We start from the raw sequence: 25,915 nt of genomic DNA on the forward strand, positions 1-25,915 counted from the left end.
GGCATCTGCTCTCGTGACGTAAACATAGTCCTGCTTCGAGAAGAAGGCCAATGCGGTGTTTGCTAACAAGTAGAGCGACGTGATGTTAGTGATGAAAGCAATGCGGTAAGGCCTGCAGGAGCGAACAACACCACGACGAAGTCTTTTGCTGCCATCGCGATAGCTGCCAAAGATAGTTGGACGAATTCACTGGCCTGCCAGGCTGACCACGCATGAATCAGTGCGACGGGCGCTGCTATAAGAAACCCGAACCGTACCGATTGATTGCGAAACATCCGGACCACCAGGGCCGCAACGATGGTAGCCGCACTGATCACAGCCAGTGCATGAGAGATGCTGGTAGCAAACAAGAGGGCAGACTCAGGCCTGCCTGCGTCGGGCTGCCATGGAAAGTGAATGCCCGCAACGAGCCCTATTAGATAAATGAGGCTGAACATGTAGAGGGCAGAAAGCGAAACGACTGCAAGTGTCGCTCTTACTCGACTCATTACCATCTCTCCTTGATCGCTAACGTCTCATTTCATGCACCGTGGAGCTGCACCCAAGCGGAACTTGAACAACCGGCTGGAGCGCCTGGGTAGCCGGGCTAGCCGTCGACCTGAACGCCCTGTGCTTTACCGGACTCAATCAGTGCCGTGAAAGAGTGACCGGCTGACTCAACAAGGTATGTGACTTCCCACTTTTCGATCGGCTCTCCGCCTGATGGAACAGAGAAGCCATCAAGCTTGAAAGCTGCTCGCCACTCCGACGGTAACGGTTGCTTTGTCCAAGACGAAAATTCCGGCTCAAACGCTGGGCGACATATTTGAAACAGACGATCAAGATCAGCGAGCACGGACCGACAGAAGGCTTCTTCGGCTGCCGTTGGCCCTTGAGACGTGCCCTGCATGGTGACGCCGACTCGATCTTGGCTCCCGGGAATTGTGAGTTCGGCTTCCCAATAGCATTTTGTCGGGTCCTTGTGGCCGAAGTAGATGAGCGATTGGAAGTACGGATGTACGACTTCCTTGTGCCACGACCTTCCCGTGAGATCAGCGTTCAGGACGTTGAAAATCTTCTTCAGGATGGAGGCCATCTTGGTGTCTTTCGTGGGCTAACGACAGCGCTAGTCTGCTGCGCCGCTGTCGTTACGCGGCGGAGGTAGCATCATTGGTCGTAGAGCATTGTTCGGGGTCACTGTGTACTCTCGTCAGCCTGCGCCTGTAACGCGCTAACTAGGGGGCGGGTGGAGCCTGTCCGCTTAAGTGCCTTGTTAGTTGACATTTTTCACCACCCTGCATTTGGGATAGGCGGAACAGCCCCAGAACTGATTGCCAGCACTGCCGCCACTTCTAGCGGTGCGCAAAACCAATCTGCTGCCACATTTAGGACACTTCCGCTCAGCTGACAAATCGGCCCGCTTTCTGAGTTGCTGAACATGCTGGCGATGTGTTTCCCGTGTGGGTTCAAGGCGAACGGCTTGAATTGTCGCCACTGCCAGCTGAACTTGCGATTCGCTTAGAACCGGCTCACAAAAAGACTTGATGTAGGTGATGTAACCACCACCCGTCGTAACATTCGCTGGCATTGAAGATTTGAACGTGCTCTCGCCGGTAAAGACGACTACCGAGTGAATAGCCTCAGGCGGCACATCAAGCACCGCTTCTAACGCCTTTACGTGTTTGTAGTTCTGGCGAAGAGGGTTCTGAAATCTGAAAGACGTCTTGAATAATTTCTGTGTCCACTGGGCCTGACTTTCATCCCCGAAAATCCAACCCTTCATGTTCTTCGTTTCTACAACAAAGATGCCAAACCGAGATACGAAGATGTGATCAATCTGCGTAGTTCCTTCAGAAGTCGGCAGCGTTACGTTGTGAATCGGGTGGTAGGTTTCGATGGGAAGCCTGAGGCGCGCGGCAAATTTGACCAGAGATTCTCCAAGCACCCCTTTGAACCATGGGGTTTTGAAGACCCCGATAACAAGCAGGATGGGGATAAGCCACCACAGCTTGAATACCTCGTTGAAGATCGGGGAGTAATCCATCGCTGACTGTTACCTAACGCCGGGGCTCAGGTGCATTTGAGGTGACGCACGCTTTTAAGCCAGCCGAAATGTGTGGCAGGTCAAATATCACCTGCAGTGATTTGTTAGCTTTAACGCCGCAACCCAAAATAAAATGTACCCATTACCCACCAGACTGACTCCAAGTAATCATTTTGGTAGCCCACGATCCCACATATCAACCGCGAGTTAAGACGAGAAAGGTGATGGGGATAATAATTAGCATCCCGGTCAAGAGATCCAAAACCTATAGTTGATCCAGTCCACATCGCCTCATGAAACAACTCATTTCGAGCTTTGTACAGCTTATCCACCAAAACACTATCAGTGGGGATGCCGAATTCAGACAGCAGCACATCAAACCTTCCCCGATGATTATTCGCCTTTGGCGCTTTTGGATTTAGGGTGGTGTGAAGCCTATAGATGGCGTCGAAAACCATGTATTGATGAGTGAACGCATCCCACTCCCACTCAAGGCTTCGCGCCCGAGTTAGCACGTATAAAATATTGATCAGTCGGGTACGAATGTCTGTAGGTTGGTCTCGCCACCACTCGTAAACGTGCCCGAGAAAATCTAGGCACGTTTCGGGATGGAAAAATATGTTGTTGGTTGGTTTGTATGGAATGCGGCCTTCAAAGTGCCAATCAGAAAACTGCAATCGAGTTCCATACAAGTACGCAAGAACATAAATGATCAGCGCATCGTCAGAACACGTTGTATTCGATGCATCTAGGGGTGATTCGAGCTCGAGCCGATGCGATGGAGGCAAGGCGTAAACTGAGGCAGGCCGCTCCGAACGAGCTACCTTTTCCCTCTGCTCATGAGTACGTGGATCAACCGTGTAGGTCGCTATCTCTGGTGGATAATAGTATCCGTCACGATTAGACCGCTCCTCAAAACACTTGGCTCGTTCAGCGTGGTCATCTAGTAGGGCTATCGTCCCACCAATGAAATCGCCGGATATGGGGGCAACGAGGAACCCGAATTGCCGCTCGTGGCGCTGTTCCGTGCTCATTGGAAGCTAACGCCCAGTTTAGGCCGGTGACCCGCCGAAGGCGGGGCCGTCGGCTTGAAGCGTTGGTTGGGCAACAAGCATCACTCTTTGCTCATCGCGCTGCCGATGCCGATGAGGATCATTGCGGCGATGCCTCCGCCGTAGTTGAGCACCAATGGGAACCAATTGTCCCAGGCGAACCCTGCATAAAGAGGAGCGGCAAGAAAGGTAACCGGGCCGAGAGCTAGAGCGGCAACAATTCCCCAGAAGCCAGCAATCTTAGAAATGATGGCCAAGCACAGAAAGAACCCCCATATGCCAGTGCCGAACCAGACGATGTAGCCAATGGTTTTGACGAAGCCCCCGATTGCATTCACACGCTCTCTCCTTCTGTTGCCCAACGCCTCAACTCAGCCGCGGACTCGCCGAAGGCGAGGACGTCGGCTGGAGTGCCGGGTTGGGCGGCGATGCGACCCAGGCGGTAGAAAAGGTGATGACTACGATAGGGAACCAGCCGAGTGCATATAGCCATGGAGTGCTTAGCAGGATGGAGAACTGTTCTGCTTTTGCGATGACGAGATGCGCCGTTGCGTCCCACGCCAGCATGCCGAAAAAAGCACAAAGACCGCAGACGACCAAGCGACCACGAGAGCGCCCAATGTGTGCGGACCAGACGGACGGGATGAGAAACGCCACGGCTAAAACTGCGAGCGATAGTGTGTGCACGCGAATAGGCGCGCCACTCTGCGAGAAATACACGAGAGAGAGCGCCATGTACGCAATCACTGGGATGGTGATCTTACGCATTTGTTGACGCCCCAGCTAAGCCGCCGGCCCGCCGGAGCGAAGCGGAGGCGGGACGGTCGGCTTGAGCGCCTTGTTAGCAGGACCCGCCTCACGTTCCAGTATTTCCCGGAACTGCGCCGCGCTTACCGGGAACTCAAAGTGCCGCTTCGGTAGTATGTGAAGCAGCGCGTCCGACTGGTAAAGAACAAAAGCAGACTTCGATTCTCGCCACCGATGTAGGTGATGCCACGGCAGCGAGCCCTCGCCATTGGATGTACGGAAACGGAGACCTTGATCCTCAAAATCCACCGAGAATGGCTCCTGTATTGAGCGCTGCTGCTGATACAGCCTGCGCACCCGCCACGGCAAGTAGAGCCAATACCAAGCTGGGAAGTAGCAGATGGCGAGAAAGCCTACGAGATCAACCCAGGACGCGCGGCCAAGAAGCGCAGATCGAGCTGCCAGTGTGAGGCCAACCAAAGCAAGAGCAGCTAAGAAGCCCAAGAGGACGGCAAATACCGGCCGCGGCTTGCAGCCAAGCCGAATGGCCGAGATGTAGTCGGATGGTGAAATCGTGACCTTCATTGCTTGTCCTGCTAACGCCAGAGCTAACGCGCGGCCCGTTTACGGGCCGTCGCGTTGAGCACCTTGTTGGACCAGCTCACTGCCAATAGCTCCGACCGCGCTTGAGAAAGCCTGGATAGCCAGTTGTGCCCTCGAACGTGCCAGACAAACCCGATTTACTCAGCCGGCCAGTGAATGTGGTTGTAGGGCAGCCGCTTTGCCCTGAAGTAATTTTGAATGAGATTGACGAACCGGACACCGCAACTGGCACAACCGCCGGAATGCCCGGCTCGCCTTCTGAGCACTGGACTACTGCTTGATATTCGTTACGGCTAAACACAATGAAAACCTCAACTCCAATGACATCTTCGGCGGCGAAGTGCATGTTGCTGTAAATGCCAGTGACCTTCGGAGACTCGGCAGCAATGACGGAAGCCGAAAAGAGCACTAGCACTCCCAATAGGATGCTTTTCATGAGGTCCAACGTCTGAGCTAAGCGGACCAATCAATCGCGAAGCGATTGATTGGTCCGCTTGAGCGAATGTTTAGGGCTCAGACTGCGCACGCTTCAGGTCCTGAACCTTACTTTCCATGTTCTGCGCTTGCCGCAGTGCCTCTTCCCCGAAGGTTTGACCGCTAATTACGATATCGATTGCCGCCAGTACCTTTGATTCGAAAGTTCGCTGGATCCATCCGACCTTGCCAATTTTTGTGGCCTCAAATGCGGACAGGTCAGATGCGGTGAGCGCTGAGCGGAGCAGTTGCTGGATGCCTGAATCTAGGTGCCAATTTAGCTTCTTCGTATCTTCTCGACCCATCTGCACGAGAAATGCGATGCGGAGGATAACGGCCTGGTAGGTCGTTACTAGCGCCCAAGTGTATTCCCCGACATAGGGCCTGATCCGCTCGCGGGACCCAACGTTGTCGTTGAACATTGCGGCCATCTTTTCCGGGGATAGCTCCCCAACCATTGCCTTGAAGTTTGGGTGATCCTTCATGGTGACGTACTCATCGACCGTAAGAATGTCGATAAATGTCATTACCGTTGGAATGTTCTGCCGTGTCGCTAGAACACCGTCCCATAGCGTATCAAGCGCGGCTAGGCGCTTTTCTATAGCGATTCTCTGGGAATGTCCGATCGTGGACGTTGCAAATCTCAGTCTCTCGGCTTCGGCCTCGACCGAGGTTTTTAGCAGCAAAACGTTCTTCTCGGATTCGGCTCTCAACTGGGCGTTCAGATGCGCAAGCTTTTCGCTGTACTCGTGCCGAATGCTCTGCTGAATTCTCTCGCTGAGCCAAGTTCGGCTGAGAAACACGAGCGCGGCAGCGAGCGCGCCACTGATTGCGGTCGAGGTTAAGACAGTTAGCACGAATCCGGAAAGGTCCATCTAAGTCCTAACGCCTAAAGCTCACGCGAGGCGAAGCCTTCGCGTGCAGCGCCTTGTTGGGCCGAGTTGCTCTCTAACGCCGCGAAGCGAACTGCACTGAGCAAGCTGGAATTAAGCTTGAAGATCACTACGCGCGCTCCAAAATGTTGCTCTTAGCTTCTACCACGCCAGAAAATTAAAGTGCAGACGGCAGCATACAGCGCCGAGTTTGAAGCCACAGCGAAAGCAACCATCATCCATGACATCTCTTGATCGGGATTGTCCGAGGCAAAGAAGAGGATGGTTGGCCATAGAAAAAATAGTTCCAGGTTGAATGTATGGCGAAACGCCATTGATACGGACAGAGCTCCACATGGAATTAACGCGCCCAGTGCCGCGCTGACCAGCACGTAAGGCTTCATTTCTTTAGGCCCAACGCCAGCATTAACCCGCGGACCCGCCGGAGGCGGGTTCGTCGGGTTGAATGCTTTGTTGGGCGGCTTGACGCACCAAACCAGAAAGCTTTTCAAGTTCGTCAAAGATTTGCTGCTTCCTGATTAGGAGTCCGTCTCGCTCACGCTTTACAGCTTCTATCAATTGAACGTTCGCGCCTAGCGTAGTGGGTGCAGAAAGTACTCGGGTGAATTCTGCTTCTTTGTCCTCGGAAAGGCGTCGATACTCAACAAAAAGAGCAGTTAGCGCGTTGAGGCGAGCTGCAAGCTCCTGGGCTTCAGTACTGCGCCTAAGCTCAGCTTTTGTTTCGCTAAGCTCCTGGGTAGACAGATCAAGCTGTTTGCTTTGCAGGACGATGGTTAGTACGAGCGCAATCAATGTGAGCAGACCGATCACCGGATTAGCTGCCCCGCCAACAAAGTCACCAAACTGTCCCCACACCGCTGGGTCCGTGCTTAGCTTGGCTGGACCAAAGTTGGTTAAGTAGAGCCAGAACGCACCAATGAGAATGCAAACTGCGATGGCAACAATCCATGCCAATACATTCATCAGCTGTGGACGCGATATCTGATCAAGCCTTTCTTTCAGGTGACGCTTCTCGGTCATGGTCTTCTGCTTATTTAGACGCCCAACGCTCAAGTTAAGCGGCGGGCGTAGCCCGTCCGCTTGAATGCCTGGTTGGGCGGCATTGCTAGTACGAGTAGAGCCACCACAGCCCCCAAGCGAATGTCCCGCCTATGACCAAGCCCAAAACAACAAAAGCTTTCTGCATTGTTGGCGACGGCCGCGAAAGCGCACCACCAAAGCGCGACGACCAGAACCATTCAGACGCGGCCTCACCAAGTATGTAGAGGGGTGGACCGAAAGCGATGAATGCGAACCAGCCAGCCTTTGACTCTGGCAGCTGCGGCCAAAACTGAACTGCGAGCAAAGCTGCGACAAACAGCCAAGCAATTGCACCCCAGAAAATGACGCCACTAACTCTGGCAAATGCGCTCATGTTTTTATGACGCCCAACGCTTGTGCTCAGGCGCGGCGAAGCCGTCGCCTGCAGCCCCTTGTTGGACGCAATTGATCATAGGGACTCAGCGAACCCGGTGATCTGGCCTTGCGCATCTGTTGAGAGGCACACGTTCCAATGCTTGGCACCACTCGGCTCGATGCTGCGGATTCCGAGTCGCACGTTGAAGCCCGAGTATTCATGTGGCTGATCAATTACTCCGACAATCTCAGTTTCGGAAGCCGTCTGCACTAGAACTGAGAACGGCTCCGGCACTGCAACTGATGTTGTGCCTGGGCTCTGGAACCACCCCCAGCCATATATGGGCTTGAAACTAGGCATGCGTGCTTTTACGTCCAACTAGTATTCGGCCTCAAAAGTGACGGCTATCACGCCGCCACTCCGCGCCGCCGTTGTTCAGGTCTTTGCTCATCTCCATGATTTTCCTTGGCTAGTCCTTGAGGCGATCCCTGTGCCGGTGCCGACAAAAGCGTTAAATGCCAATTCACCCAAACTGCTGGATCAGGTGCGTGACCGGATCCGTGCTTTGCACTACAGCGTGCGAACGGAGGAGGCGTACGTCAATTGGATCAAGCGTTTTATCGTTTACCACAACAAACGGCACCCAAATGAGATGGGTTCCGCAGAAGTGGAGGCATTTCTTACCAACCTGGCGGTTGCTCGTAATGTTTCGGCCAGTACGCAGAACCAAGCCATGGCGGCGGTTCTGTTTCTCTATAAAGAAGTTCTGGGGGTCGATCTCGCTTGGTTGGATAGCGTCACGCGTGCCAAGCGTCCGCGTCGGCTGCCGGTGGTGTTGTCAAAGCCGGAGCTTCAGTCGCTGCTGGCACGGCTGCCGTCGGGCGGCGACGTGTCGTTGGTGGTGCGGCTGCTGTACGGCACTGGCATGCGCATCCTCGAAGGCCTGCGTTTGCGCGTGAAGGACGTTGATCTGGGTCGCCGCGAGATCGTGATCCGCGAAGGCAAGGGCAACAAGGATCGCGTGACGGTGTTACCGGCGTCGCTGGTGGAGCCGTTGCGCTTGCACCTGGAGTGGCGGCGCGGCGTGTACGCCCAAGACCTGAATGACGGACGGGCTGATGTGTACCTGCCCAATGCGCTCGCCGACAAGTATCCGAAGGCGTCGCAGGAATGGGCCTGGCAATACTTGTTCGTCGCCAAGCGGTTTTCGAAGGACCCGAGAAGCGGCGCGGTTCGCCGGCACCATCTGGACGAGCAGGCAATACAACGGGCCGTGAGGCGGGCGGCAACGGTGGCGGGCATCAGCAAGCCGGTGACCCCGCACACGTTGCGGCACTGCTTCGCGACCCATCTGTTGGAATCGGGCTGCGACATCCGCACCGTGCAAGACCTGCTCGGTCATCAGGATGTGAGCACCACGATGATCTACACCCACGTGCTCAGTCGTGGCGGGCGAGGCGTGGTCAGCCCGCTGGATGGAATGGCCTGAAGGCCGCGATGCCCGGCGCCTGCAGGGCGACGAGGGCGTTGGTCGCTGCTGGCTAGTGCGGCAACCGCAGGCCGATCTCGATGATGCGGTCGTTGTCCATCTTCTTGACCACCAGCTCCATGTCGCCGAGCCGCAAGCGGTCGCCGACGACGGGGCGGGGGATCACCGAGCGGAAGAACTCCACAACGGTGCGATCACGCGCCGATTCCGGCAGGTCCAAGCCGTAGGCGTCGCTCAGCGCCATCGCGGGCGCTTTGATGTCAATGTTGAATTCGCCGAAGAAGCGCGTCGCCGCCGCTTCGAGCTTGGGCGCGACGTGGTCGGCGCGGAACACCTCGTCGAGCTTGGGTAGCTCGTCTTCCTTGGCCAGCATCGCGATGTAATCGCCCGCGCGCAGCGTGCCCCATTCGCGATAGCTGATCACCTTGCCGCGCCGCGCGATGCAGACGATGCGCGACGTGTCGTCGATCGGCAACGCCTTGGATTTGAGGCCGATCAGCGGGCTGTTCTCGCCGATCAAATAGCTGACGATCTCGTAGCCGCGGGTGCCGGGCAGGTCGAAGTCGCTGCGATGCACCAGCGCCGTGGTCGCCGGCATTTGCAAGCCGAGCAGCCGCGCCATCGGCCCGACGCTCCAGCCTTGCACGACCAGCGACACCAGCACGATGAAGAACGCGACGTTGAAGATCAGCCCGGCGTTGTCGATGCCGGCCAGCCACGGAAACGTGGCCAGCACGATCGGCACCGACCCGCGCAGGCCGACCCACGCGATGTAGCCCTGTTCGCGTAGCGGGAAGCGGAACGGCGCCAGCGCCAGCGCCACGGCCAGCGGGCGTGCGACCAGTATCAGCACCAGGCTGATCAGCAGGCCGGGGATCGCCAGCGGCAACAGTTTGCTCGGCGTCACCAGCAGGCCCAGGATCACGAACATGCCGATCTGCGACGTCCACGCCACGCCGTCATGAAAGCGGCGGATGCCGCCGAATGCGCGGACGCGGCGGTTGCCGAGCACGATGCCGGCCAGGTACACGGCCAAAAAGCCGCTGCCATGCAGACTCGCGGTCAGGCCAAAGATCAGCAGGCCGCTGAACAAGGCCATCAGCGGATACAGCGAGTCAGACAGATTGAGGCGGTTCAGCGACCACACCAGCGCGCGGCCGCCGTAGATGCCGATCAGCACGCCCAGGCCCATCTGCTGCACCAAAAACACGATGGCCTCGTACCACACGTAATCGGCCGGCGCGCTCAGATATTCGAGCAGGCCCAGCGTCAGAAACACCGCCATCGGATCGTTGGTGCCCGATTCGATTTCCAGCGCCGAGGTGACGCGTTCGTTCAAATGCACCGCGTTGCTGTGCAGCAGCGAAAACACCGCGGCGGCGTCGGTCGAGCCGACGATGGCGCCCAGTAACAGGCCTTCGAGCAGCGGCAGGTCCAGCACCCAGGCTGCAAACGCACCGACGATGCTGGCCGTGACGAACACGCCGACCGTGGCCAGCGACACCGCCGGCCGCAAGCCGACGCGGAACGTGGCCATGCGCGTGCGCATGCCGCCGTCGAACAGCACCACGGCCAGCGCCGCAGTGCCCGCCAGATTGGCGAGGCTAAAGTCGTGGAAGTCCAGCCCGCCAGGCCCGTCTTCGCCGGCCAACATGCCGATGATCAAAAACACCAGCAGCACCGGCACGCCGAGCCGAGGCGACAGCACCGACGCCAGGATGCTGAGGATGAACAGCAACCCAGCGACGAGGATCAGGTGGTTGGCGATTTCCATGGCGATCGATCAGTCGGGGCGGCAGCCGCTGTAGTCCTGAGTGCGGGGTGGTGGATGACCTCGACGATGCAGCGATCGCGCCGGATCAGCCGGCGCTGCGGGCTCAGCTGGCCGCGTCGACCTGGGCCGCTTCAAAGCGCGGCCGAACGGTATTGAGCAGGTCCACGAACGGTCCGTGAATCTTGGGCGTGGCCACCAGCACGTTGCCGGAATTCATCGGGTCGCCTTCGCCGTACAGCTCGCCGACGATGCCGCCGGCTTCCTGCACCAGCACCAGGCCAGCGGCCATGTCCCAGGGCTTGAGGTTCATTTCCCAATAGGCGTCGAGCTTGCCGGACGCGACATAGGCCAGGTCCAGTGACGCAGCGCCGGCGCGGCGGATGCCGGCCGTGGCTTCGGCGACGGCGCCCAGCGTCGGCAGGTAGGCCGGCAGCTTTTCAGGCTTGATCGGCACGCCGGTGCCGACCAGCGCATGGTCCAGCTCGCGGCAGGTCGAGACGCGGATGCGGCGGTTGTTCAGCGTCGCACCGGCGCCGCGGCTGGCCACGTACAGGTCTTGTGTGCAGGGGGCGTAGATCACGCCGTGCATCAGCACGCCCTTGATCTGCACGCCGATCGACACCGCAAAGTGCGGCAGCCGGTGCAGGAAGTTGGTCGTGCCGTCGAGCGGGTCGATGATCCACACCACTTCGTTGTCACCGATCTTGCCGCCTTCTTCGCCCAGGATCGCGTGCTGCGGGTAGGCCTTGTGGATCAGCTTGATGATCTCGGACTCGGCGCCGCGGTCGACCTGGGTGACGAAGTCGTTGCGCCCCTTGTGCTCGATCTGCAGCGTATCGGCGCGCTCCAGGTTACGCATGATGAAGTTGCCGGCGCTGCGGGCAGCGGAAACGGCGATATTGACCAGTGGGTGCACGGGCGGGCCAGAGAGCAGGGGGACGGGGCTTAGAATACCAAACATGGCTCCCTCCCCTTTGAACTCGATCGTCTTCGTGCTGGTCGGCACCCAGCATCCCGGCAACATTGGCTCGGCAGCGCGCGCGCTGCTGGTCATGGGCTTGGCGCGCTTGCGCCTGGTCCGGCCCCACCGCTTTCCTGACGAACACGCCGACGCGATGGCCAGCGGCGCGGTCGACTTGCTGCGCCGCGCCGAGGTCTACGACAGCCTCGACGCGGCCGTCGAAGACTGTGCCTGGGTGGTCGGCACGTCGGCACGGGTGCGCTATTTGGGCGACGAGCCGCTGTTGCCCGAAGCCGCTGCGCGCAGCCTGCTGGACGCGGCCGGGAAGGGCGCCACCGTGGCGCTGGTGTTCGGCTGCGAGCGCACGGGCCTGACCAACGAAGAAGCCGACCGCTGCCACCGGCTGACGATGGTGCCGGCCAACCCGGAATACTCGTCGCTGAATCTCGCGGCGGCGGTGCAGATTTATGCCTGGGAGCTGCGGCGGGCGGCGATCACGCCGCAGCCGGTCGCCGCGCGCAGCGACGAGACCTTCATGAAAGGCCGCTTCCGCGCGCCAACGATGGAGCAGATGGAGCAGTTCTTCGAGCACCTGGAGCGCACGCTGATCGGCACCGGCTTCATCGACCCTACCAATCCGCGGCTGCTGACGCGCCGGCTGCGCACGCTGTTCAACCGCGCCCGGCCTGACTTGAATGAGCTGAACATCCTGCGCGGCATCCTGACGTCGGTTGAGAAACCCAAGCACCGCACGCCGCGCACCAAGGGCCCGGCGCGCACGCCGCCGTCCGCATCGTCGGCGTCGGTCCGTCGGCCACCGCCGCCGGACGCAGCAGGCGCGCCCGAGACCGCGGACGGCCCCGAATAGCCTCGCGGTTTACAATCCCGGCTCACGGCATTACCGGATCCATCGCATCGCCATGTTCAGCCGTATCCGCGAAGACATCCGCAGCGTTTTCGAACGCGACCCCGCCGCCCGTTCGGTCTGGGAAGTGCTGACGTGCTATCCGGGTTTGCACGCCGTCTGGGGGCATCGCGTGTCGCACTGGCTGTGGACGCACGGACTGCGCTGGCTGGCGCGCTTCAACTCGCATCTGGCGCGGGCGATGACCGGCATCGAGATCCACCCCGGTGCCCAGATCGGCCGGCGCCTGTTCATCGACCACGGCATGGGCGTGGTGATCGGCGAGACCGCCGAAGTCGGTGACGACTGCACGCTCTACCAGGGCGTGACGCTCGGCGGCACCAGCCTTAACGGCGGCAAGCGCCACCCGACGCTGGGGAACAACGTGGTCGTCGGGTCGGGCGCCAAGGTGCTCGGCAGCTTCCGCGTCGGCGACGGCGCCCGCATCGGCTCCAACGCGGTGGTCGTGCGCGAAGTGCCGGCCGGTGCGACGGCCACCGGCATCCCGGCGCGCATCGTCCAGGACGCACCCAAGTCGACGCTGTCGGCCAGCGCGCAGAACATTGCCAGCAAGCTCGGCTTTGACGCGTACGGCATCACGCGCGACATGCCCGACCCGGTTGCCAATGCGATCAGCGCCATGCTCGATCACATCCAGAAGCTCGACGAGCGGCTGGTCCAGGTCTGCCAGTTTCTGCATCAGGCCGATGCGCGGATGCCGGAGCTGGAGCTGCGCAAGCTTGAGCTGCCGGACTTCTGCGCCGAAGGCCCGGCGGTGACGCCGCCGTCCCCGGCAGCGGCCGCCAGTACGGCGCCGGTTCCGCCGGACCGCGACGCGGCCTAGGCCGGCCCGATGCCGATCTACCTCGACCACAACGCGACCACTCACCTCGACCCGCAGGTGCTCGACGCGATGCTGCCGTACCTGTCGGGGCCGGCTGCCAACCCGTCGAGCCTGCATCGCTACGGCCGGCTGGCGCGCGATGCGGTCGAAGCGGCACGCGCGCAGGTCGCGCAGCTGGTCGGCGCTCAGCCGGCCGAAATCATCTGGACCTCGGGTGGCACCGAGGCGAACAATCTGGCGATCAAGGGCGTTGCCGATGCGCAGGCCTCGCCCGGCTGCGTGCTGTACGGCGCCACCGATCATCCGGCCGTGATGGAAGCCGCCGAAGCGTTGCGGCAGCGCGGCTGGGCCGTCGAAGCGGTGGCCGTTGACGCACACGGCCGCGTCGATGAGCCGGCGCTGGCCGCGCAATTGGCGCGAGGCAACGTGCGCCTGGTGTCGCTGATGCGCGCCAACAACGAAACCGGCGTGATCCAGCCGCTGCCGCAGCTGGCGCCGGCGATCCACGCGGCGGGTGCCTGGCTGCATGTCGACGCGGTCCAGGCGCTGGGCAAGATGCCGGTCGACCGCGACGTGCTCGACGCCGACTTGATGACGCTGTCCAGCCACAAGATCTACGGCCCCAAGGGCGTCGGTGCGCTGGTCGTGCGCGCGGACGTCGAGCTGCGCGCTCAGTTGCACGGCGGCGCCCAGGAGCGCGGCGTGCGCGGCGGTACCGAAAACGTCGCAGCGATTGTCGGCTTCGGCGCGGCGGCGGAGCTGGCGCGCGAGCGGCTCGACGCGCGGATCGCGCATCTGCAGCCGCTGCGCGACCGGCTCGAAGCCGGCTTGCACAGCATCCGCGGCATCCGGATTTTTGGCGAAGGCGCCGAGCGCCTTCCCAACACCGTGCAGTGCGCGCTGGCCGGCTACGACGGCGAGGCGCTGCTGATGCAGCTGGACCGCAACGGCATTGCCGTGTCGTCGGGTTCCGCCTGTGCCAGCGGCTCGGGCGAGCCTTCGCATGTGTTGCTGGCGATGGGCGTCGACCCGGTCACGGCCAAGGGCGCGATCCGGATCAGCCTGGGCCAGGCCAATGGCGCCGACGACGTGGATCGCATCCTGGCCGTGCTGCGCGACACCGCCGCCTCGCTGGCGGGCGCGTGAGCGGCGGTGTCGATGATCGGCTCGCTGACCGCCGAAGACCGCGCGACCAGCCTGCGTCAGGCGGCGCACAAGCTCGACGTGGCGCTGCTCGCGCTCGAAGCCTTCGACCTGCGCCATGCCGGGCAGCCGGCCGACCCGCAGCGCGCGTCGGATCGACGCTTGCTGGTCGACGTCGCCGCGCAAATCTGCTGGGAATACGTCGTGCAGCGTGAGATGAACGGCGTCGACGACCACCGAGATCTGCGCCAACGCTACCGCGTGCCCGACGAGGTTTGGCAGCGGATTGGCGCCAGCCCGCGTCCCGAGTGAATCAATGATTGAGTCGATGAACGCCTCGCCGAGAGTTGCCGCGTGACCACTGCCGCCCACCCGCCGATCTACCTCGACTACGCCGCGAGTACACCACTGGACCGCCGCGTGCTCGACGCCATGCTGCCGCTGATGGTCGAAGACGGGCTGCACGCCAACCCGGCATCGAGCCACGGCCCCGGCTTTCGCGCGCGCGCCGCCGTCGAAAAAGCGCGCGCTCAGGTGGCCGCGCTGATTGGTGCCGAGCCGGGCGAGATCATCTGGACCTCCGGCGCCACCGAGTCCAACAACCTGGCGATCAAGGGCGCGCTGGAGTTTCGCGGGCTGACGCAGGCGCATGTGGTGACGTCGCGCACCGAGCACAAATGCGTGCTCGACACCTGCCGCCATCTGGAGACGCGCGGTGTGCGCGTCACGTATCTGAAGCCGGGCGCGCTGGGTTTGGTGACGCCCGAACAGGTGATCGACGCGCTGACGCCGGACACGGCGCTGGTGTCGCTGATGTGGGTCAACAACGAGATCGGCACCGTGCACGAGATCGAGCGGCTGGCGCCGCTGCTGCGTGAACGCGGTGTGCTGTTTCACGTCGATGCCGCGCAGGCCGCCGGGCGCGTCGCGATTGATCTTTCGCAAGTGCCGGTCGATTTGATGAGCCTGTCGGCGCACAAGGCCTATGGCCCCAAGGGCATCGGCGCGCTGTTCGTGCGGCGCCGTCCGCGCGCACGGCTGGCGCCGCAGATTCACGGTGGCGGTCACGAGCAGGGTATGCGCTCGGGCACGCTGGCGCCGCACCAGATCGTCGGCATGGGCGCGGCCTTCGAGATTTTGCAGCGCGAAGGCGCGGCCGAAGCGCAGCGGCTGGCGGCGCTGCGCGACCGGCTGTGGGCCGGCTTGCAGAGCTTGCCGCAGCTGCATCGCAACGGCGACCCGATGCGCTCGGCGCCGCATGTGCTCAACGTCAGCTTTGAAGGCGTCGAGGGCGAATCTTTGCGCGCCAGCCTGCCGGATCTGGCCGTGTCGAGCGGGTCGGCGTGCTCGTCGGCGACGCAGGAGCCGTCTTATGTACTGCGCGCGCTGGGCCGCGACGACGAGTTGGCCAATGCCTCGCTGCGATTCTCGGTCGGCCGCCGCAGCACCGAGGCCGAGATCGACGCCGCTGCGGCGCGCGTCTGCCAGCAAGTGCGGCGCTTGCGCGAGATTTCGGCGCTGTGGGACTAAGGTCGCGGCGCTGCGCCGCTGGAGCAAAGTAGCCAATGAACGAATCAATGGGCCTGCCGACGCATGATGCGGATCACGACCGCGACGATGCATCTGAAGCAGCGCTGCTCAACGCGTTCGGTTATCCCGAGCCGGTCTGGCAGCGCTTCGTTGACGCGCCGCGGGCCGGTCGCTTCGACGCGTCGACGCCCGGTGTCGTCAGCGGCCGCGCGGGTACGCCGGCGGCCCGATCGGTGCTGAGCCTGCAGATGCAGTTTGACGAGCACGGTCGGGTCGTCGATGCACGCTTTCGCGCCTACGGCTGCCCGAGCAGCATCGCGGTGGGCGCGTGGATCGCCGAGTGGAGCTTGGGCCGCAGTACCGACGATATGACCGGCCTGAGCGCATCGACGCTGCGCCGCGAGCTTGAAATCCCCGAAGACCGCGCCCACTGTGCCCTGATGGGCGAAGACGCCCTGCGTGATTTGCTGAACCGCTACCGAGAGAAACTGACATGAGCGTTGCACTGCCCACGATCCAACTGACCGAGTCGGCCGCGCGCCGCATCGACAGCCAGCTCGCCCGGCGCGGCAAGGGGCTGGGCCTGCGGGTCGGCGTCAAGAAGTCCGGCTGTTCGGGCTATGCGTACACGATGGACTACGCCGACGACATCGGCGCCGACGACCAGGTGTTCGAGTCGCACGGCGCGCGCCTGGTCGTGAAGTCTGAGCACCTGCCGATGCTGGCGGGCCTGACGCTCGACTGGCAGAAGCAGGGCTTGAACGAGTCGTTCAAGTTCCTGAATCCGAACGTCACGGCCCAGTGCGGCTGCGGCGAAAGTTTCGCGGTCGCCACCGCCGCCTGAGCTGCGCTACGCCTCAGACGCTGCCGCAACCGCCGTCGATAGCCATCATGTGGCCGTTGATGTAGGACGCGGCGTCCGAACACAGCCAGACCGCCGCTGCGGCCACTTCTTCGGCGGTACCGGCGCGCTTCTGCGGCACCTTGTCGAGCAGCGTCTTGACCGCGGCGGCCGGCCGGTTCAGCACCTTGAGCCCGAGTCCCGCCGAGATGATGCCGGGGCAGATCGCGTTGATCCGCAAGCCCATCGGCGCGTAGGTGATCGCCGCGTGCTTGGTCAGGCCGACCACGCCGTGCTTGCTGGCCGTGTAGGCAGCCGTCGGCCCGCCATGCAGGCCCCACAGCGAACTGTTGTTGACGATGCTGCCTCGGCCGCGGGCCAGCATCATCCGCACCTCGTGCTTCATGCAGTGGTAAGTGCCGCCGAGGTTGATCCGCATGCAGTCATCCCACAGATCGTCATCGGCGTCGATCAACGGCACGCCGCCACCACCCCGGCCGGCATTGTTGAATGCCGCGTCCAGATGGCCGTAATCCGCTTCGATCTGGGCGAACAGCGCCTGGACGCTGCCGCGGTCGCCGATGTCGGCGACATAGGCGTCGGCGTGGCCGCCGGTCTGGCGGATGCAGGACACCGTTTCCTGGGCCGCCGCACTGCGTAGATCGCAAACCGCGACCCGGTAGCCTGCTTCGGCGAACTGCAGCGCAGCCGCCCGCCCGATGTCACCGCCGCCTCCGGTGACCAACACCGTTTTCTGGTCTTGCATCTCGCCCCAACCACAGAATGTTGAAAGTGTTATAGCGGCGTCGATGCGCCGTTTATTGAATCGCGCCCGGTTCCCTTACCGACGCGTCTGCAGTCTACGGTTGTTTTCTGACAGTTCGGTCACCCGTTTTGGTACTGAGTGAATATTCCCTGTCGACTGGGGTGATGTAGTCCGGATCGTCTGGGGCGACGGTGCCGTCAGCCCTTGGGATAACATGGCGCCCATGCGCCAATACCTGAACCTGATGCAGCACGTGCTCGACCATGGCACGGCCAAATCCGACCGCACCGGCACCGGCACCTTGTCGGTGTTCGGCCACCAGATGCGCTTTGATCTGGCCGCCGGATTCCCGGTGCTGACCACGAAAAAACTCCATCTGCGCTCGATCATCGTCGAACTGCTGTGGTTCCTGCGCGGCGAAACCAACGTCAGCTGGCTGCACGAGAACAATGTGTCGATCTGGGACGAATGGGCCGACGAAGCCGGCGAACTCGGCCCGGTCTACGGCAAGCAGTGGCGCAGCTGGCCGACGCCGGATGGCCGGCAGATCGACCAGATCCAGCTGCTGCTGGACCAGATTCGCGGCAACCCGGACTCGCGCCGGCTGATCGTCAGCGCCTGGAACGTCGGCGAGCTCGACCAGATGGCGCTGATGCCCTGCCACGCGCTGTTCCAGTTCTACGTCGCCGACGGCAAGCTGTCGTGCCAGCTGTACCAGCGCAGCGCCGATATTTTCCTGGGTGTGCCGTTCAATATCGCCAGCTATGCGCTGCTGACGATGATGATCGCGCGGGTCTGCGACCTGAAGCCGGGTGAGTTCATCTGGACCGGCGGCGACTGCCATCTGTACAGCAATCACCTCGACCAGGCGCGTCTGCAGCTGAGCCGCGAGCCGCGTCCGCTGCCGACGATGACGATCAATCCGGCGGTGCGCGATCTCTTCGCGTTCAAGCTGGAAGATTTCGTGCTCAGCGGCTACGACCCGCATCCGCACATCAAGGCGCCGGTCGCGATCTGATGGTCGCGCTCTCGCTGGTGGTGGCCGCAGCCGACAACGGTGTGATCGGCCGTGATGGTGACCTGCCGTGGCGCCTGCCGGCCGACTTGCAGCACTTCAAGCGACTGACGCTGAACAAGACGATCCTGATGGGCCGCAAGACCTGGCAGTCGCTGGGTCGTCCGCTGCCGCAGCGGGACAACTGGGTCGTCAGCCGTGATCCGGGGTTCGAGGCACCCGGCGCCCGCGTGTTCGCCAGCGTCGAGGCGGCGATCGCCGCGGCCGACGCGGCCGGCATGACCGAGCTGATGATCATCGGCGGCGCGCAGATCTACGCGCAGACGCTGCCGCAGGCGCGCACGCTGCATCTGACGCGCGTCCACGCGCAGGTCGACGGCGACACACGGCTGCCGCCGATCGACGCCGATGCCTTCGCCGAAGTGGCACGCGAGGACCATCAGGCCGACGAGCGTCACGCGCTCGCCTACAGCTTCATCACGCTGCAGCGGCGCTGACGGCTCGCTGCGCGCTTTCAACGATCAACACCACCACCATCAGGAGCCGCGTCATGGCCGATATCAAAGCCCAGTTCGAACAAGCGCAGAAAGACGTCGTCAAGCTCAGCAAGAAGCCGGGTAACGAGGACATGCTGGCGCTGTATTCGCACTTCAAGCAGGCCACGGTCGGTGACGTCACCGGCACGCGTCCGGGCATGCTCGCCGTCGTCGACCGCGCCAAGTTCGACGCCTGGGCCAAGCTCAAGGGCACCAAGGCCGACGCCGCGATGCAGGGCTACGTCGCCAAGGTCAAGGAGCTTCAGCAGAAGCTCGGCTGAGCGGCTGTGCGCTAGCGCGGCACCCAGCTGCCGCAGACCGGGAAGATTTGCCCGACGAAGCAGTTGGCTGCATCGCTGCACAGAAACGCGGCGAACTCGGCGTCCTCGCGGGCGCCGACCAGTCGCCCCAGCGGCACCTCGCGCTGCAGCCGCTCCTGAAAGCGCGGATTGGCTTGCACCTCGGGCGGGAAGTAGGTTGGGTTGTCGACGAAGTTCTGCGCGATGGCATTGACCTGCACGTTGTGCGGTGCCACCTCGATACCCACCGACTGCGCATAGGCCAGCTGGGCACCGCGCGCCGCGCTATAGGTCGACGCGCGCTTCATGCCGCGCAGTGCCGATGCGCTGCCCATCAGCAGAATCTTGCCGCTGCGACGCGCGATCATCGGCGGCAGCGCCGCGCGAAACAGCCGCGGCAGCGGATCAACCATCGCGGCAAAGGCCTCGCGCCATTCATCCTCGCCCGCGTCGACGGCGCTGCTGGTGGCGGCCGGGATCGCCAGCGCCGCGATCAGCACGTCCAGATGGCCGGCTGCGGCGATGATCCGCGCGGGTGCATCGGCATCGAGCAGCGGGTCGGTATCGGCAATCACCTCGGCGCCGTGCTCGCGCAGCACCTCGACCAGTACCGGGCCCATGAAGCGGTCCGCATGGGTCAGCAAAATGCGCTTGCCGGCCAGGCTGCGCAGTGCGGTGTCGATGCGTTGATCGGAAGCATTCATCGTGCTTGGAGTCCTTGCTGACCAGCCCAGTCACGGGCGAATTGTTTGGCAACGCGGCCGGAGCGCGACCCGCGCATCAGCGCCCAGCGCAGCGCGGCTTTTTCGCCGTCGTCGTCGAGCATGTCGACGCCCAGATCGGACAGATGTTGGCGTACCACATCCAGATACTGGGTTTGCGTGAACGGCGGAAACGACAGCCACAAGCCGAAGCGTTCCGACAGCGAAATCTTCTCTTCGCTGGTTTCGCCGGGGTGCAGTTCTTCGCCTTCCCAGCGGTACTCCTCGTTTTCGCGCGTGTACTCGGGCATCAAGTGCCGGCGGTTGGACGTGGCGACGATCAGCACGTTTTCTGGCGCTTCTTCGATGTCGCCATCGAGCGCGGTTTTCAGCGCGGCCAAGGATCCGTCGTTGGGCGCCACCGAAAAATCATCGACGTACAGAATGAAGCGCTCCGGTCGGTCGCGCAGCGGCGCGACGATCCGCGGCAGGTCGACCAGATCGTGCGGCGGTACTTCGACCAGCCGCAGGCCGCGATCGGCGAACTCGGTCAGCAGCGCTTTGACCAGCGACGACTTGCCGGTGCCGCGCGAGCCGGTCAGCAGCACGTGATTCGCCGGCAGCCTGCTGACGAACTGCAGCGTGTTGCGCACCAGCAGCGCTTTTTGCCGGTCGATGCCGAGCAACTGATCGAGCTTCAGCTTCTGCGGAAAGTGAATGGCTTGCAGCGCCTCGTGGCGCCAGCGATAGGCGAGTGCGGTTTCCATCGCTGGACTATAACGAGCCCTCGGCGTGCCCGCGCCGCCCGCCGGCCCCGCGTGGCCGGTATCCTGTGCGGCTATGGCGGCAAGCACTCTCGATCAAGCATTGGCCCAGTTGGGCTACGACGCATTCCGGCCTGGGCAACGCGAGGCCATCGACATCCTGATGCAGGGTGGGCGCGCGCTGCTGGTCGCGCCTACAGGGGGCGGCAAGAGCCTGTGCTATCAGTTGCCGGCGCTGCTGCTGCCAGGCACGACGCTGGTGATCTCGCCGCTGATCGCGCTGATGCAGGACCAGGTCGCCGGCCTGACCGCGCGCGGCATTCCCGCAACGTTTTTTGCGTCGACGCTCGATGCGGCCGAAGCGCGACTGCGCTTGGACGGCCTGATGCGCGGCGCCTACAAGCTGGCCTACATCGCGCCCGAGCGCTTGGCATTGCCCGGCTTTCGCGATCGGCTGATGAAGCTGGGCTGCCCGCTGGTGGCCGTGGACGAAGCCCATTGCATCAGCGAATGGGGTCATGACTTTCGCCCGGAATACGGGCAGATCGGCGAGTTGCTGCGCGAGCTGAACCCGCCGCGCGTGCTCGCGTGCACGGCGACGGCGACGCCGATCGTGCGCGACGAGATTCTGGTGCGGCTCGGCTTGCCGGCCGATACGCCGCAGCTGCTGCGCGGCTTTGCCCGCCCTAACCTTGCGCTGCGCGCGGCCGAGATCAGCGGCCCGCGCGAGCGCGCCGCGCGTGTCGACGCCGTACTGGCCGAGACGCTGTTCGCACCGGGTGCCGGGCGCGGCTCGGCGATCGTCTACACGCCGACGCGTCGCTTGGCCGAAGAAGAATCGCAGCGCCTCGCGGCCGCCGGTTGGCGCGCCACCGCGTATCACGCTGGTCTGTCGGGCGAGTTGCGCGCGCTGGCGCAAGCCGCGTTCACCGAAGGCCGCGCCGAGATCGTCTGCGCCACCAACGCGTTCGGCATGGGCATCGACCGTGGCGATGTGCGCGCCGTGGTGCACTTGGGTCCGCCGGGTTCGATCGAGGCGTATTACCAGGAAGTCGGCCGCGCTGGACGCGATGGCGGCAATGCGGTCGGCTTGATGTGCTGGCAGCAGTCGGACTTGCCGCTGCGACGCCGCTTGCTGGAATCGCCGGGCAGCGACTTCACGCCCGACCCGGACGTGATCGAGCACAAGTGGAACCTGTTTCTGGAACTGATCCGCTGGGCCGACGGCGCCGCCTGCCGACACGACGCGATCCTGCGCTACTTCGGCGACGAAGCCGAGACCTTGCATGGTTGCGGACGCTGCGACGTGTGCCTGGCGCTGGGCAGTGTCGATGAGGTGTCGGTCGAAGAAGCCACGCAGCTGGCGCGCAAGCTGCTGTCGGGCATCGCCCGCGTGCAGAACCGCTATGGCTTGAAGCAGGCGGTGCGGCTGCTGCGCGGCGAAAGCGAGGATCGTCTGGAGCGAGACGGCCTGACGCGCGTGGCGACCTTCGGCCTGCTGCGCGATCGCAGCGAGGCCTGGATCCAGCGCGCGCTGTCGCGCTGCGTCACCGCCGGCTGGATCGGATTCTCCGGCGACCAGCATCCGGTGGTTCGGCTGACCGACGACGGCGTGGCAATCATGCGTGGCCAGCGCAGCGCACGCTGGCTGCCGCCACCGGACGCCGAGCGTAGCGCCGCCAGCAACGGCGGTGCTCGCGGTGGGCGCAGTGGCCGCCCGTCACGCGCGGTGGCGATGGACGAAGAGCCGCTGGATTCGATCGAAGCGCTGATCTTCGAGAGCCTGCGCGAGCTGCGCCTGGATCTGGCCAAGTCCGAAGGCGTGCCAGCCTATGTAATCGCCCACGACCGCACGCTGCGCGAGTTGGCGCGGCTGCGCCCGCGCGACGAAGACGAACTGCGCGCGGTACCGGGCTTCGGCGAGCGCCGTGTCGAGCGCTACGGCGAGGCCTTTCTCGACGTGCTGGGCCGTCGATGAATCCGCGTCCGCCGTTGCCGGTGACGACGCGGCTGCAATTGCGCGAGATGTGCCCGGCCGACATCGACTGGCTGGATCGACTCAATTCCGACGCCGATGTGATGCGCTATCTCGGCGGACCCGCATCGCGTGCCAGCACCGAGCAGATGCTGTCCGGCCGCATCCTGCGCTATTACGACGAACATCCTGGCCTGGGCGTCTGGGCCACGGTCGAGCGCTCCAGTGGTGCCGTGCTCGGCTTTCATCTGCTGAACCATATCCGTGGCGAGGCCTACATTCAGGTCGGCTACCGGCTGTTTCGTGAGGCTTGGGGGCAGGGCTACGCCACCGAAATGGCGCGGGCGCTGCTCGACTACGGATTTGATTCGCTGGGCTTGGCGCAGATCGTCGCGATCACCGACCTCGGCAATGTCGGCTCGCAACGGGTGTTGATCAAAAGTGGGCTGCAGCGGCGCGGCGAGAAGTCGTTTGCTGATCCGGCCTATGCCGGGTTCGGGCCGCTGGCTTGGTTCGAAGCCAGCGCGGGGCATCGTCCCCCGCGCTGAACCAGGGCCCGGCCTTGCGCCGGGCCCGTCTTGGCCTCAGGCCAGCTTCTTGTGGCGCGAGCGGCGGTTGACGCCGGGTTCGCTGCCGGTGCGGCGGCGGAAGTCGTCTTCGTATTCCCGGTAATTGCCTTCGAGGAACACGATCTCGCCGCTGTCTTCGAACGCGAGGATGTGCGTCGACACGCGGTCGAGGAACCAGCGGTCATGCGAGATGACCATTGCGCAGCCGCTGAAGTCGAGCAGCGCTTCTTCGAGCGCGCGCAGCGTTTCGACGTCGAGGTCGTTGGTCGGTTCGTCGAACAGCAGCACATTGCCGCCCGACAGCAGCATCTTGGCCAGATGCAGGCGGTTGCGCTCGCCGCCCGACAGCTCCTTGACGCGCTTGCCCTGCGATTCGCCCTTGAAGTTGAAGCGGCCGAGGTAGGCACGCGCCGGCATTTCGAACGAGCCGGCGCGGATGATGTCGAGCCCGCCAGAGACTTCTTCGAATACCGTCTTGTCGCCGTTGAGCGCGTCGCGGCTCTGGTCGACGTAGGCGAGCTTGACGGTTTCGCCCATGCGAATGCTGCCGGCATCGGGCTGCTCCTGGCCCAGCAGCATCCGGAACAGCGTGGTCTTGCCGCGGCCGTTGGCGCCGACGATACCGACGATGGCGCCCTTGGGCACCTTGAACGTCAGGCCCTGGTACAGCCAGCGATCGCCATAGCGCTTGCCGACGTTGTCGACTTCAATCACCAGATCGCCCAAACGCGGACCGGGCGGGATGTACAACTCCTTGGTTTCGGCGCGCTTCTGAAATTCCTGGCTCGCCATTTCCTCGTACGACTTCAGGCGCGCCTTGCTCTTGGACTGGCGGCCCTTGGGGTTTTTGCGCACCCACTCCAGCTCTTCCTTCATCGCCTTGGCGTGGGCGTCTTCGGTTTTCTGCTCCTGGCTCAGGCGCTTTTCCTTGCCTTCGAGCCAGGTCGAGTAGTTGCCCTGCCACGGAATGCCGTGACCGCGATCGAGTTCGAGAATCCAGCCGGCGACGTTGTCGAGGAAGTAGCGGTCATGCGTGACCGCGATGATCGTGCCGGGGAAGTCCTTCAGGAACTTTTCCAGCCAGGCGACCGATTCGGCGTCGAGGTGGTTGGTCGGCTCGTCGAGCAGGATCATGTCGGGCTTGGACAGCAGCAGCCGGCACAGCGCGACGCGGCGGCGCTCACCGCCGGACAGCTTGGTGACGTCGGCATCCCAAGGCGGCAGGTTCAGCGCTTCGCCGGCCTTGTCGAGCACCACGTCCAGGTTGTTGCCGTCGTTGGCGGCCAGGATGTTTTCCAGTTCCTGCTGCTTGGCGGCGAGCTTGTCGAAGTCGGCGTTCTCGTCGGCGTAGGCTGCGTAGACCTTTTCGAGTTCGGCTTGCGCGTTCGTGATGTGCGACAGCGCTTCCATGACGTTTTCGCGGACGTTCTTGGCCGGGTCGAGCTGCGGCTCCTGCGGCAGATAGCCGACGTTGAGGCCCGGCATCGGCCGCGCTTCGCCGTGAAAGTCCTTGTCGACGCCGGCCATGATCTTCAGCAGCGTCGACTTACCGGCGCCGTTGTAACCGAGCACGCCGATCTTGGCGCCGGGGAAGAATGACAGCGAGATGTCGCGAAGGATTTCCTTCTTCGGCGGGACGGTCTTGCCGACCCGGTTCATCGTGTAGACGTATTGGCTCATGGTCTCGAAGCGCGGTATTGCGTAAGCGGTGGCCGGCGCAGGCCGGACGGGCCGCGATTATCGGTGAAGCGCCGCACCAGTGTCATGAAACGCGCCGCCTTCGCTGCGGCCGACGCGGACTCAGATCGGCAGCGCGCGACGCCCCGTCAGCCGCGGTACGGCCGGGTGGAGCCGGCTGCGCAGCTGCCAGGCCCAGGCCATCGCGCGGGCCCGGCGCCAGTGACGTTCGAGCTTGCGCATCAGCCAGGCCGCGCGGGGCGCGCGCGGCGCGCGGCGCCCGCAGCTGGCGATGTCGCTGCCGAGGGCGTCGATCGGGGTCGCCAGTGCCGGCGCGACGACCAGCGCGCGCAAGCCGTTGCGCCAGGCTTGGTCCATGACACGGTCGACCGGCTGTCGCGGTTCGCCGAATCGCGCCAGCAGGCTGCGGGCGCCGGCCCGCGTCAGGAAATAGGCGTGGGCGCCGCTGCCGTTGCAGCTCGGCGCCACCAGCTGATGGCCGGATGACAGCGTCGCAACCCGGCTGCCGCGTACCGGCATCAAGCTGCCGAGCCGGACCAGATCGACGTCGAGTGGGAGCGCGGCCAATTCGCGGCATACCGCGTCGAGCCGGGCGTCGAGCTCGATGTCGTCTTCGAACACCACGGCGCGCGCCAACTGCTGTTCGACCAGCATCGACCAGACGCGGTGGTGGCTGCGGTAGCAGGCGATTTCGCCGCTGGACAGCGCCGATGCGGGCGGAGCGGGCAGTTGCTGGGCGTCGAAGGCTTCGACGAACACCGCGTTGATGCCGAGGCGCTCGCACTGCCGCTCAATCGCGTAACGCCGGTCAGGACGGCGCTGCAGATTGATGAAGAAAAAATTAATGCTGTTCATTACTTCGCATTGTCTTCGACAAACCGTTGCAAACGGTGATGCAGTTCACAGACGGATCACGCC

Annotated in this window: 31 protein-coding genes; 13 read left to right on the forward strand and 18 right to left on the reverse strand. The window is 63.1% G+C overall.

Annotated features, from left to right (window positions below; all coding sequences use genetic code 11):
* Positions 1-62: 62 nt before the first annotated feature.
* From BUB09_RS16975 to BUB09_RS09555, 11 genes are all read right to left on the reverse strand, one after another.
* The gene (locus BUB09_RS16975; RefSeq protein ID WP_175550161.1) at positions 63-437 is read right to left on the reverse strand and encodes a hypothetical protein; all 375 of its coding nucleotides are present in this window, start codon (positions 435-437) and stop codon (positions 63-65) included.
* A gap of 149 nt (positions 438-586) precedes the next feature.
* Positions 587-1,075, reverse strand: a complete 489-nt coding sequence (locus tag BUB09_RS09530; protein ID WP_072897004.1) for a hypothetical protein — start codon at positions 1,073-1,075, stop codon at positions 587-589.
* Positions 1,076-1,252: 177 nt separating this feature from the next.
* Entirely contained in the window at positions 1,253-2,023 is a 771-nt protein-coding gene (locus BUB09_RS09535; protein ID WP_072897006.1) for a nuclease-related domain-containing protein, read from the reverse strand.
* 110 nt (positions 2,024-2,133) lie between these two features.
* On the reverse strand, positions 2,134-3,057 hold the full coding sequence (locus tag BUB09_RS16980; RefSeq protein WP_139250225.1) for a hypothetical protein: 924 nt from the start codon (positions 3,055-3,057) through the stop codon (positions 2,134-2,136).
* An 80-nt stretch (positions 3,058-3,137) separates the two neighbouring features.
* Positions 3,138-3,413: a hypothetical protein gene (locus tag BUB09_RS09540; protein WP_072897008.1), complete on the reverse strand. Its 276-nt coding sequence runs from the start codon at positions 3,411-3,413 to the stop codon at positions 3,138-3,140.
* Positions 3,414-3,441: 28 nt separating this feature from the next.
* Complete coding sequence (locus tag BUB09_RS16985) at positions 3,442-3,843, reverse strand: hypothetical protein (RefSeq protein WP_139250226.1); 402 nt, start codon at positions 3,841-3,843, stop codon at positions 3,442-3,444.
* Between the two features lie 15 nt (positions 3,844-3,858).
* Positions 3,859-4,407: a YcxB family protein gene (locus BUB09_RS09545; RefSeq protein WP_072897009.1), complete on the reverse strand. Its 549-nt coding sequence runs from the start codon at positions 4,405-4,407 to the stop codon at positions 3,859-3,861.
* 76 nt (positions 4,408-4,483) lie between these two features.
* Complete coding sequence (locus BUB09_RS16990) at positions 4,484-4,861, reverse strand: hypothetical protein (RefSeq protein WP_139250227.1); 378 nt, start codon at positions 4,859-4,861, stop codon at positions 4,484-4,486.
* A gap of 70 nt (positions 4,862-4,931) precedes the next feature.
* Complete coding sequence (locus BUB09_RS09550; protein ID WP_072897011.1) at positions 4,932-5,774, reverse strand: hypothetical protein; 843 nt, start codon at positions 5,772-5,774, stop codon at positions 4,932-4,934.
* A 152-nt stretch (positions 5,775-5,926) separates the two neighbouring features.
* A complete protein-coding gene (locus BUB09_RS16995) occupies positions 5,927-6,175 on the reverse strand; it encodes a hypothetical protein (RefSeq protein ID WP_139250228.1) in 249 nt (82 codons plus the stop codon).
* 22 nt (positions 6,176-6,197) lie between these two features.
* Positions 6,198-6,812 (reverse strand): hypothetical protein, encoded by a 615-nt coding sequence (locus BUB09_RS09555; RefSeq protein ID WP_139250229.1) that lies wholly within the window; start codon positions 6,810-6,812, stop codon positions 6,198-6,200.
* An 866-nt stretch (positions 6,813-7,678) separates the two neighbouring features.
* Between BUB09_RS09555 and BUB09_RS09560 the strand changes: the two genes are divergently transcribed.
* Positions 7,679-8,677: an integron integrase gene (locus tag BUB09_RS09560; protein ID WP_245793251.1), complete on the forward strand. Its 999-nt coding sequence runs from the start codon at positions 7,679-7,681 to the stop codon at positions 8,675-8,677.
* Between the two features lie 52 nt (positions 8,678-8,729).
* On the opposite strand, the gene BUB09_RS09565 is transcribed toward BUB09_RS09560, so the two are convergent.
* Positions 8,730-10,451, reverse strand: a complete 1,722-nt coding sequence (locus BUB09_RS09565; protein ID WP_072897015.1) for a potassium/proton antiporter — start codon at positions 10,449-10,451, stop codon at positions 8,730-8,732.
* Positions 10,452-10,554: 103 nt separating this feature from the next.
* Positions 10,555-11,367 (reverse strand): inositol monophosphatase family protein, encoded by an 813-nt coding sequence (locus BUB09_RS09570; protein ID WP_072897016.1) that lies wholly within the window; start codon positions 11,365-11,367, stop codon positions 10,555-10,557.
* Between the two features lie 43 nt (positions 11,368-11,410).
* Between BUB09_RS09570 and BUB09_RS09575 the strand changes: the two genes are divergently transcribed.
* The 7 genes from BUB09_RS09575 to BUB09_RS09605 are packed head-to-tail and all read left to right on the forward strand — an operon-like array spanning position 11,411 to position 16,677.
* On the forward strand, positions 11,411-12,280 hold the full coding sequence (locus tag BUB09_RS09575) for an RNA methyltransferase (RefSeq protein WP_084083317.1): 870 nt from the start codon (positions 11,411-11,413) through the stop codon (positions 12,278-12,280).
* Positions 12,281-12,332: 52 nt separating this feature from the next.
* Positions 12,333-13,160, forward strand: a complete 828-nt coding sequence (gene cysE / locus BUB09_RS09580; protein WP_084083318.1) for a serine O-acetyltransferase — start codon at positions 12,333-12,335, stop codon at positions 13,158-13,160.
* 9 nt (positions 13,161-13,169) lie between these two features.
* Positions 13,170-14,306, forward strand: coding sequence for a cysteine desulfurase family protein (locus BUB09_RS09585; RefSeq protein WP_072897019.1), 1,137 nt, complete (start codon positions 13,170-13,172; stop codon positions 14,304-14,306).
* A 12-nt stretch (positions 14,307-14,318) separates the two neighbouring features.
* Positions 14,319-14,615 carry a DUF6665 family protein gene (locus tag BUB09_RS09590; RefSeq protein ID WP_072897021.1) on the forward strand — a complete coding sequence of 99 codons (297 nt, stop codon included), beginning with the start codon at positions 14,319-14,321 and terminating at the stop codon, positions 14,613-14,615.
* Positions 14,616-14,657: 42 nt separating this feature from the next.
* Positions 14,658-15,833, forward strand: a complete 1,176-nt coding sequence (locus tag BUB09_RS09595) for an aminotransferase class V-fold PLP-dependent enzyme (RefSeq protein ID WP_072897023.1) — start codon at positions 14,658-14,660, stop codon at positions 15,831-15,833.
* Positions 15,834-15,868: 35 nt separating this feature from the next.
* Entirely contained in the window at positions 15,869-16,330 is a 462-nt protein-coding gene (locus tag BUB09_RS09600; protein WP_072897024.1) for an iron-sulfur cluster assembly scaffold protein, read from the forward strand.
* Positions 16,327-16,677: a HesB/IscA family protein gene (locus BUB09_RS09605; RefSeq protein WP_072897026.1), complete on the forward strand. Its 351-nt coding sequence runs from the start codon at positions 16,327-16,329 to the stop codon at positions 16,675-16,677. The genes BUB09_RS09600 and BUB09_RS09605 overlap by 4 nt, the downstream gene beginning before the upstream one ends.
* A gap of 13 nt (positions 16,678-16,690) precedes the next feature.
* Here the strand turns inward: BUB09_RS09605 and BUB09_RS09610 are convergent, their stop codons facing one another.
* Positions 16,691-17,440: an SDR family NAD(P)-dependent oxidoreductase gene (locus tag BUB09_RS09610; RefSeq protein WP_072897028.1), complete on the reverse strand. Its 750-nt coding sequence runs from the start codon at positions 17,438-17,440 to the stop codon at positions 16,691-16,693.
* 223 nt (positions 17,441-17,663) lie between these two features.
* On the opposite strand from BUB09_RS09610, the gene BUB09_RS09615 reads away from it, so the two are divergent.
* The 3 genes from BUB09_RS09615 to BUB09_RS09625 are packed head-to-tail and all read left to right on the forward strand — an operon-like array spanning position 17,664 to position 19,272.
* Complete coding sequence (locus tag BUB09_RS09615; RefSeq protein ID WP_072897458.1) at positions 17,664-18,458, forward strand: thymidylate synthase; 795 nt, start codon at positions 17,664-17,666, stop codon at positions 18,456-18,458.
* Positions 18,458-18,952, forward strand: coding sequence for a dihydrofolate reductase (locus BUB09_RS09620; RefSeq protein ID WP_072897049.1), 495 nt, complete (start codon positions 18,458-18,460; stop codon positions 18,950-18,952). Before BUB09_RS09615 ends, BUB09_RS09620 begins: the two co-directional genes overlap by 1 nt.
* 53 nt (positions 18,953-19,005) lie before the next feature.
* Positions 19,006-19,272, forward strand: coding sequence for an acyl-CoA-binding protein (locus BUB09_RS09625; protein WP_072897051.1), 267 nt, complete (start codon positions 19,006-19,008; stop codon positions 19,270-19,272).
* Positions 19,273-19,283: 11 nt separating this feature from the next.
* Here BUB09_RS09625 and BUB09_RS09630 read toward each other — a convergent pair whose 3' ends face one another.
* Both BUB09_RS09630 and BUB09_RS09635 read right to left on the reverse strand, forming a co-directional pair.
* Positions 19,284-19,994 carry an SDR family oxidoreductase gene (locus BUB09_RS09630; RefSeq protein ID WP_072897053.1) on the reverse strand — a complete coding sequence of 237 codons (711 nt, stop codon included), beginning with the start codon at positions 19,992-19,994 and terminating at the stop codon, positions 19,284-19,286.
* Positions 19,991-20,758 (reverse strand): ATP-binding protein, encoded by a 768-nt coding sequence (locus tag BUB09_RS09635; protein WP_072897055.1) that lies wholly within the window; start codon positions 20,756-20,758, stop codon positions 19,991-19,993. The genes BUB09_RS09630 and BUB09_RS09635 overlap by 4 nt, the downstream gene beginning before the upstream one ends.
* 73 nt (positions 20,759-20,831) lie before the next feature.
* Between BUB09_RS09635 and BUB09_RS09640 the strand changes: the two genes are divergently transcribed.
* Entirely contained in the window at positions 20,832-22,733 is a 1,902-nt protein-coding gene (locus tag BUB09_RS09640) for a RecQ family ATP-dependent DNA helicase (RefSeq protein WP_072897057.1), read from the forward strand.
* Positions 22,730-23,278, forward strand: coding sequence for a GNAT family N-acetyltransferase (locus BUB09_RS09645; protein ID WP_072897059.1), 549 nt, complete (start codon positions 22,730-22,732; stop codon positions 23,276-23,278). The genes BUB09_RS09640 and BUB09_RS09645 overlap by 4 nt, the downstream gene beginning before the upstream one ends.
* A gap of 36 nt (positions 23,279-23,314) precedes the next feature.
* Here BUB09_RS09645 and ettA read toward each other — a convergent pair whose 3' ends face one another.
* Both ettA and BUB09_RS09655 read right to left on the reverse strand, forming a co-directional pair.
* Positions 23,315-24,979 carry an energy-dependent translational throttle protein EttA gene (gene ettA / locus BUB09_RS09650; protein ID WP_072897061.1) on the reverse strand — a complete coding sequence of 555 codons (1,665 nt, stop codon included), beginning with the start codon at positions 24,977-24,979 and terminating at the stop codon, positions 23,315-23,317.
* Positions 24,980-25,099: 120 nt separating this feature from the next.
* Positions 25,100-25,852 (reverse strand): glycosyltransferase family 25 protein, encoded by a 753-nt coding sequence (locus BUB09_RS09655; RefSeq protein ID WP_072897062.1) that lies wholly within the window; start codon positions 25,850-25,852, stop codon positions 25,100-25,102.
* Positions 25,853-25,915: the final 63 nt, after the last annotated feature.

The organism is Hydrocarboniphaga daqingensis (assembly GCF_900129825.1).
GTDB lineage: Bacteria > Pseudomonadota > Gammaproteobacteria > Nevskiales > Nevskiaceae > Hydrocarboniphaga > Hydrocarboniphaga daqingensis.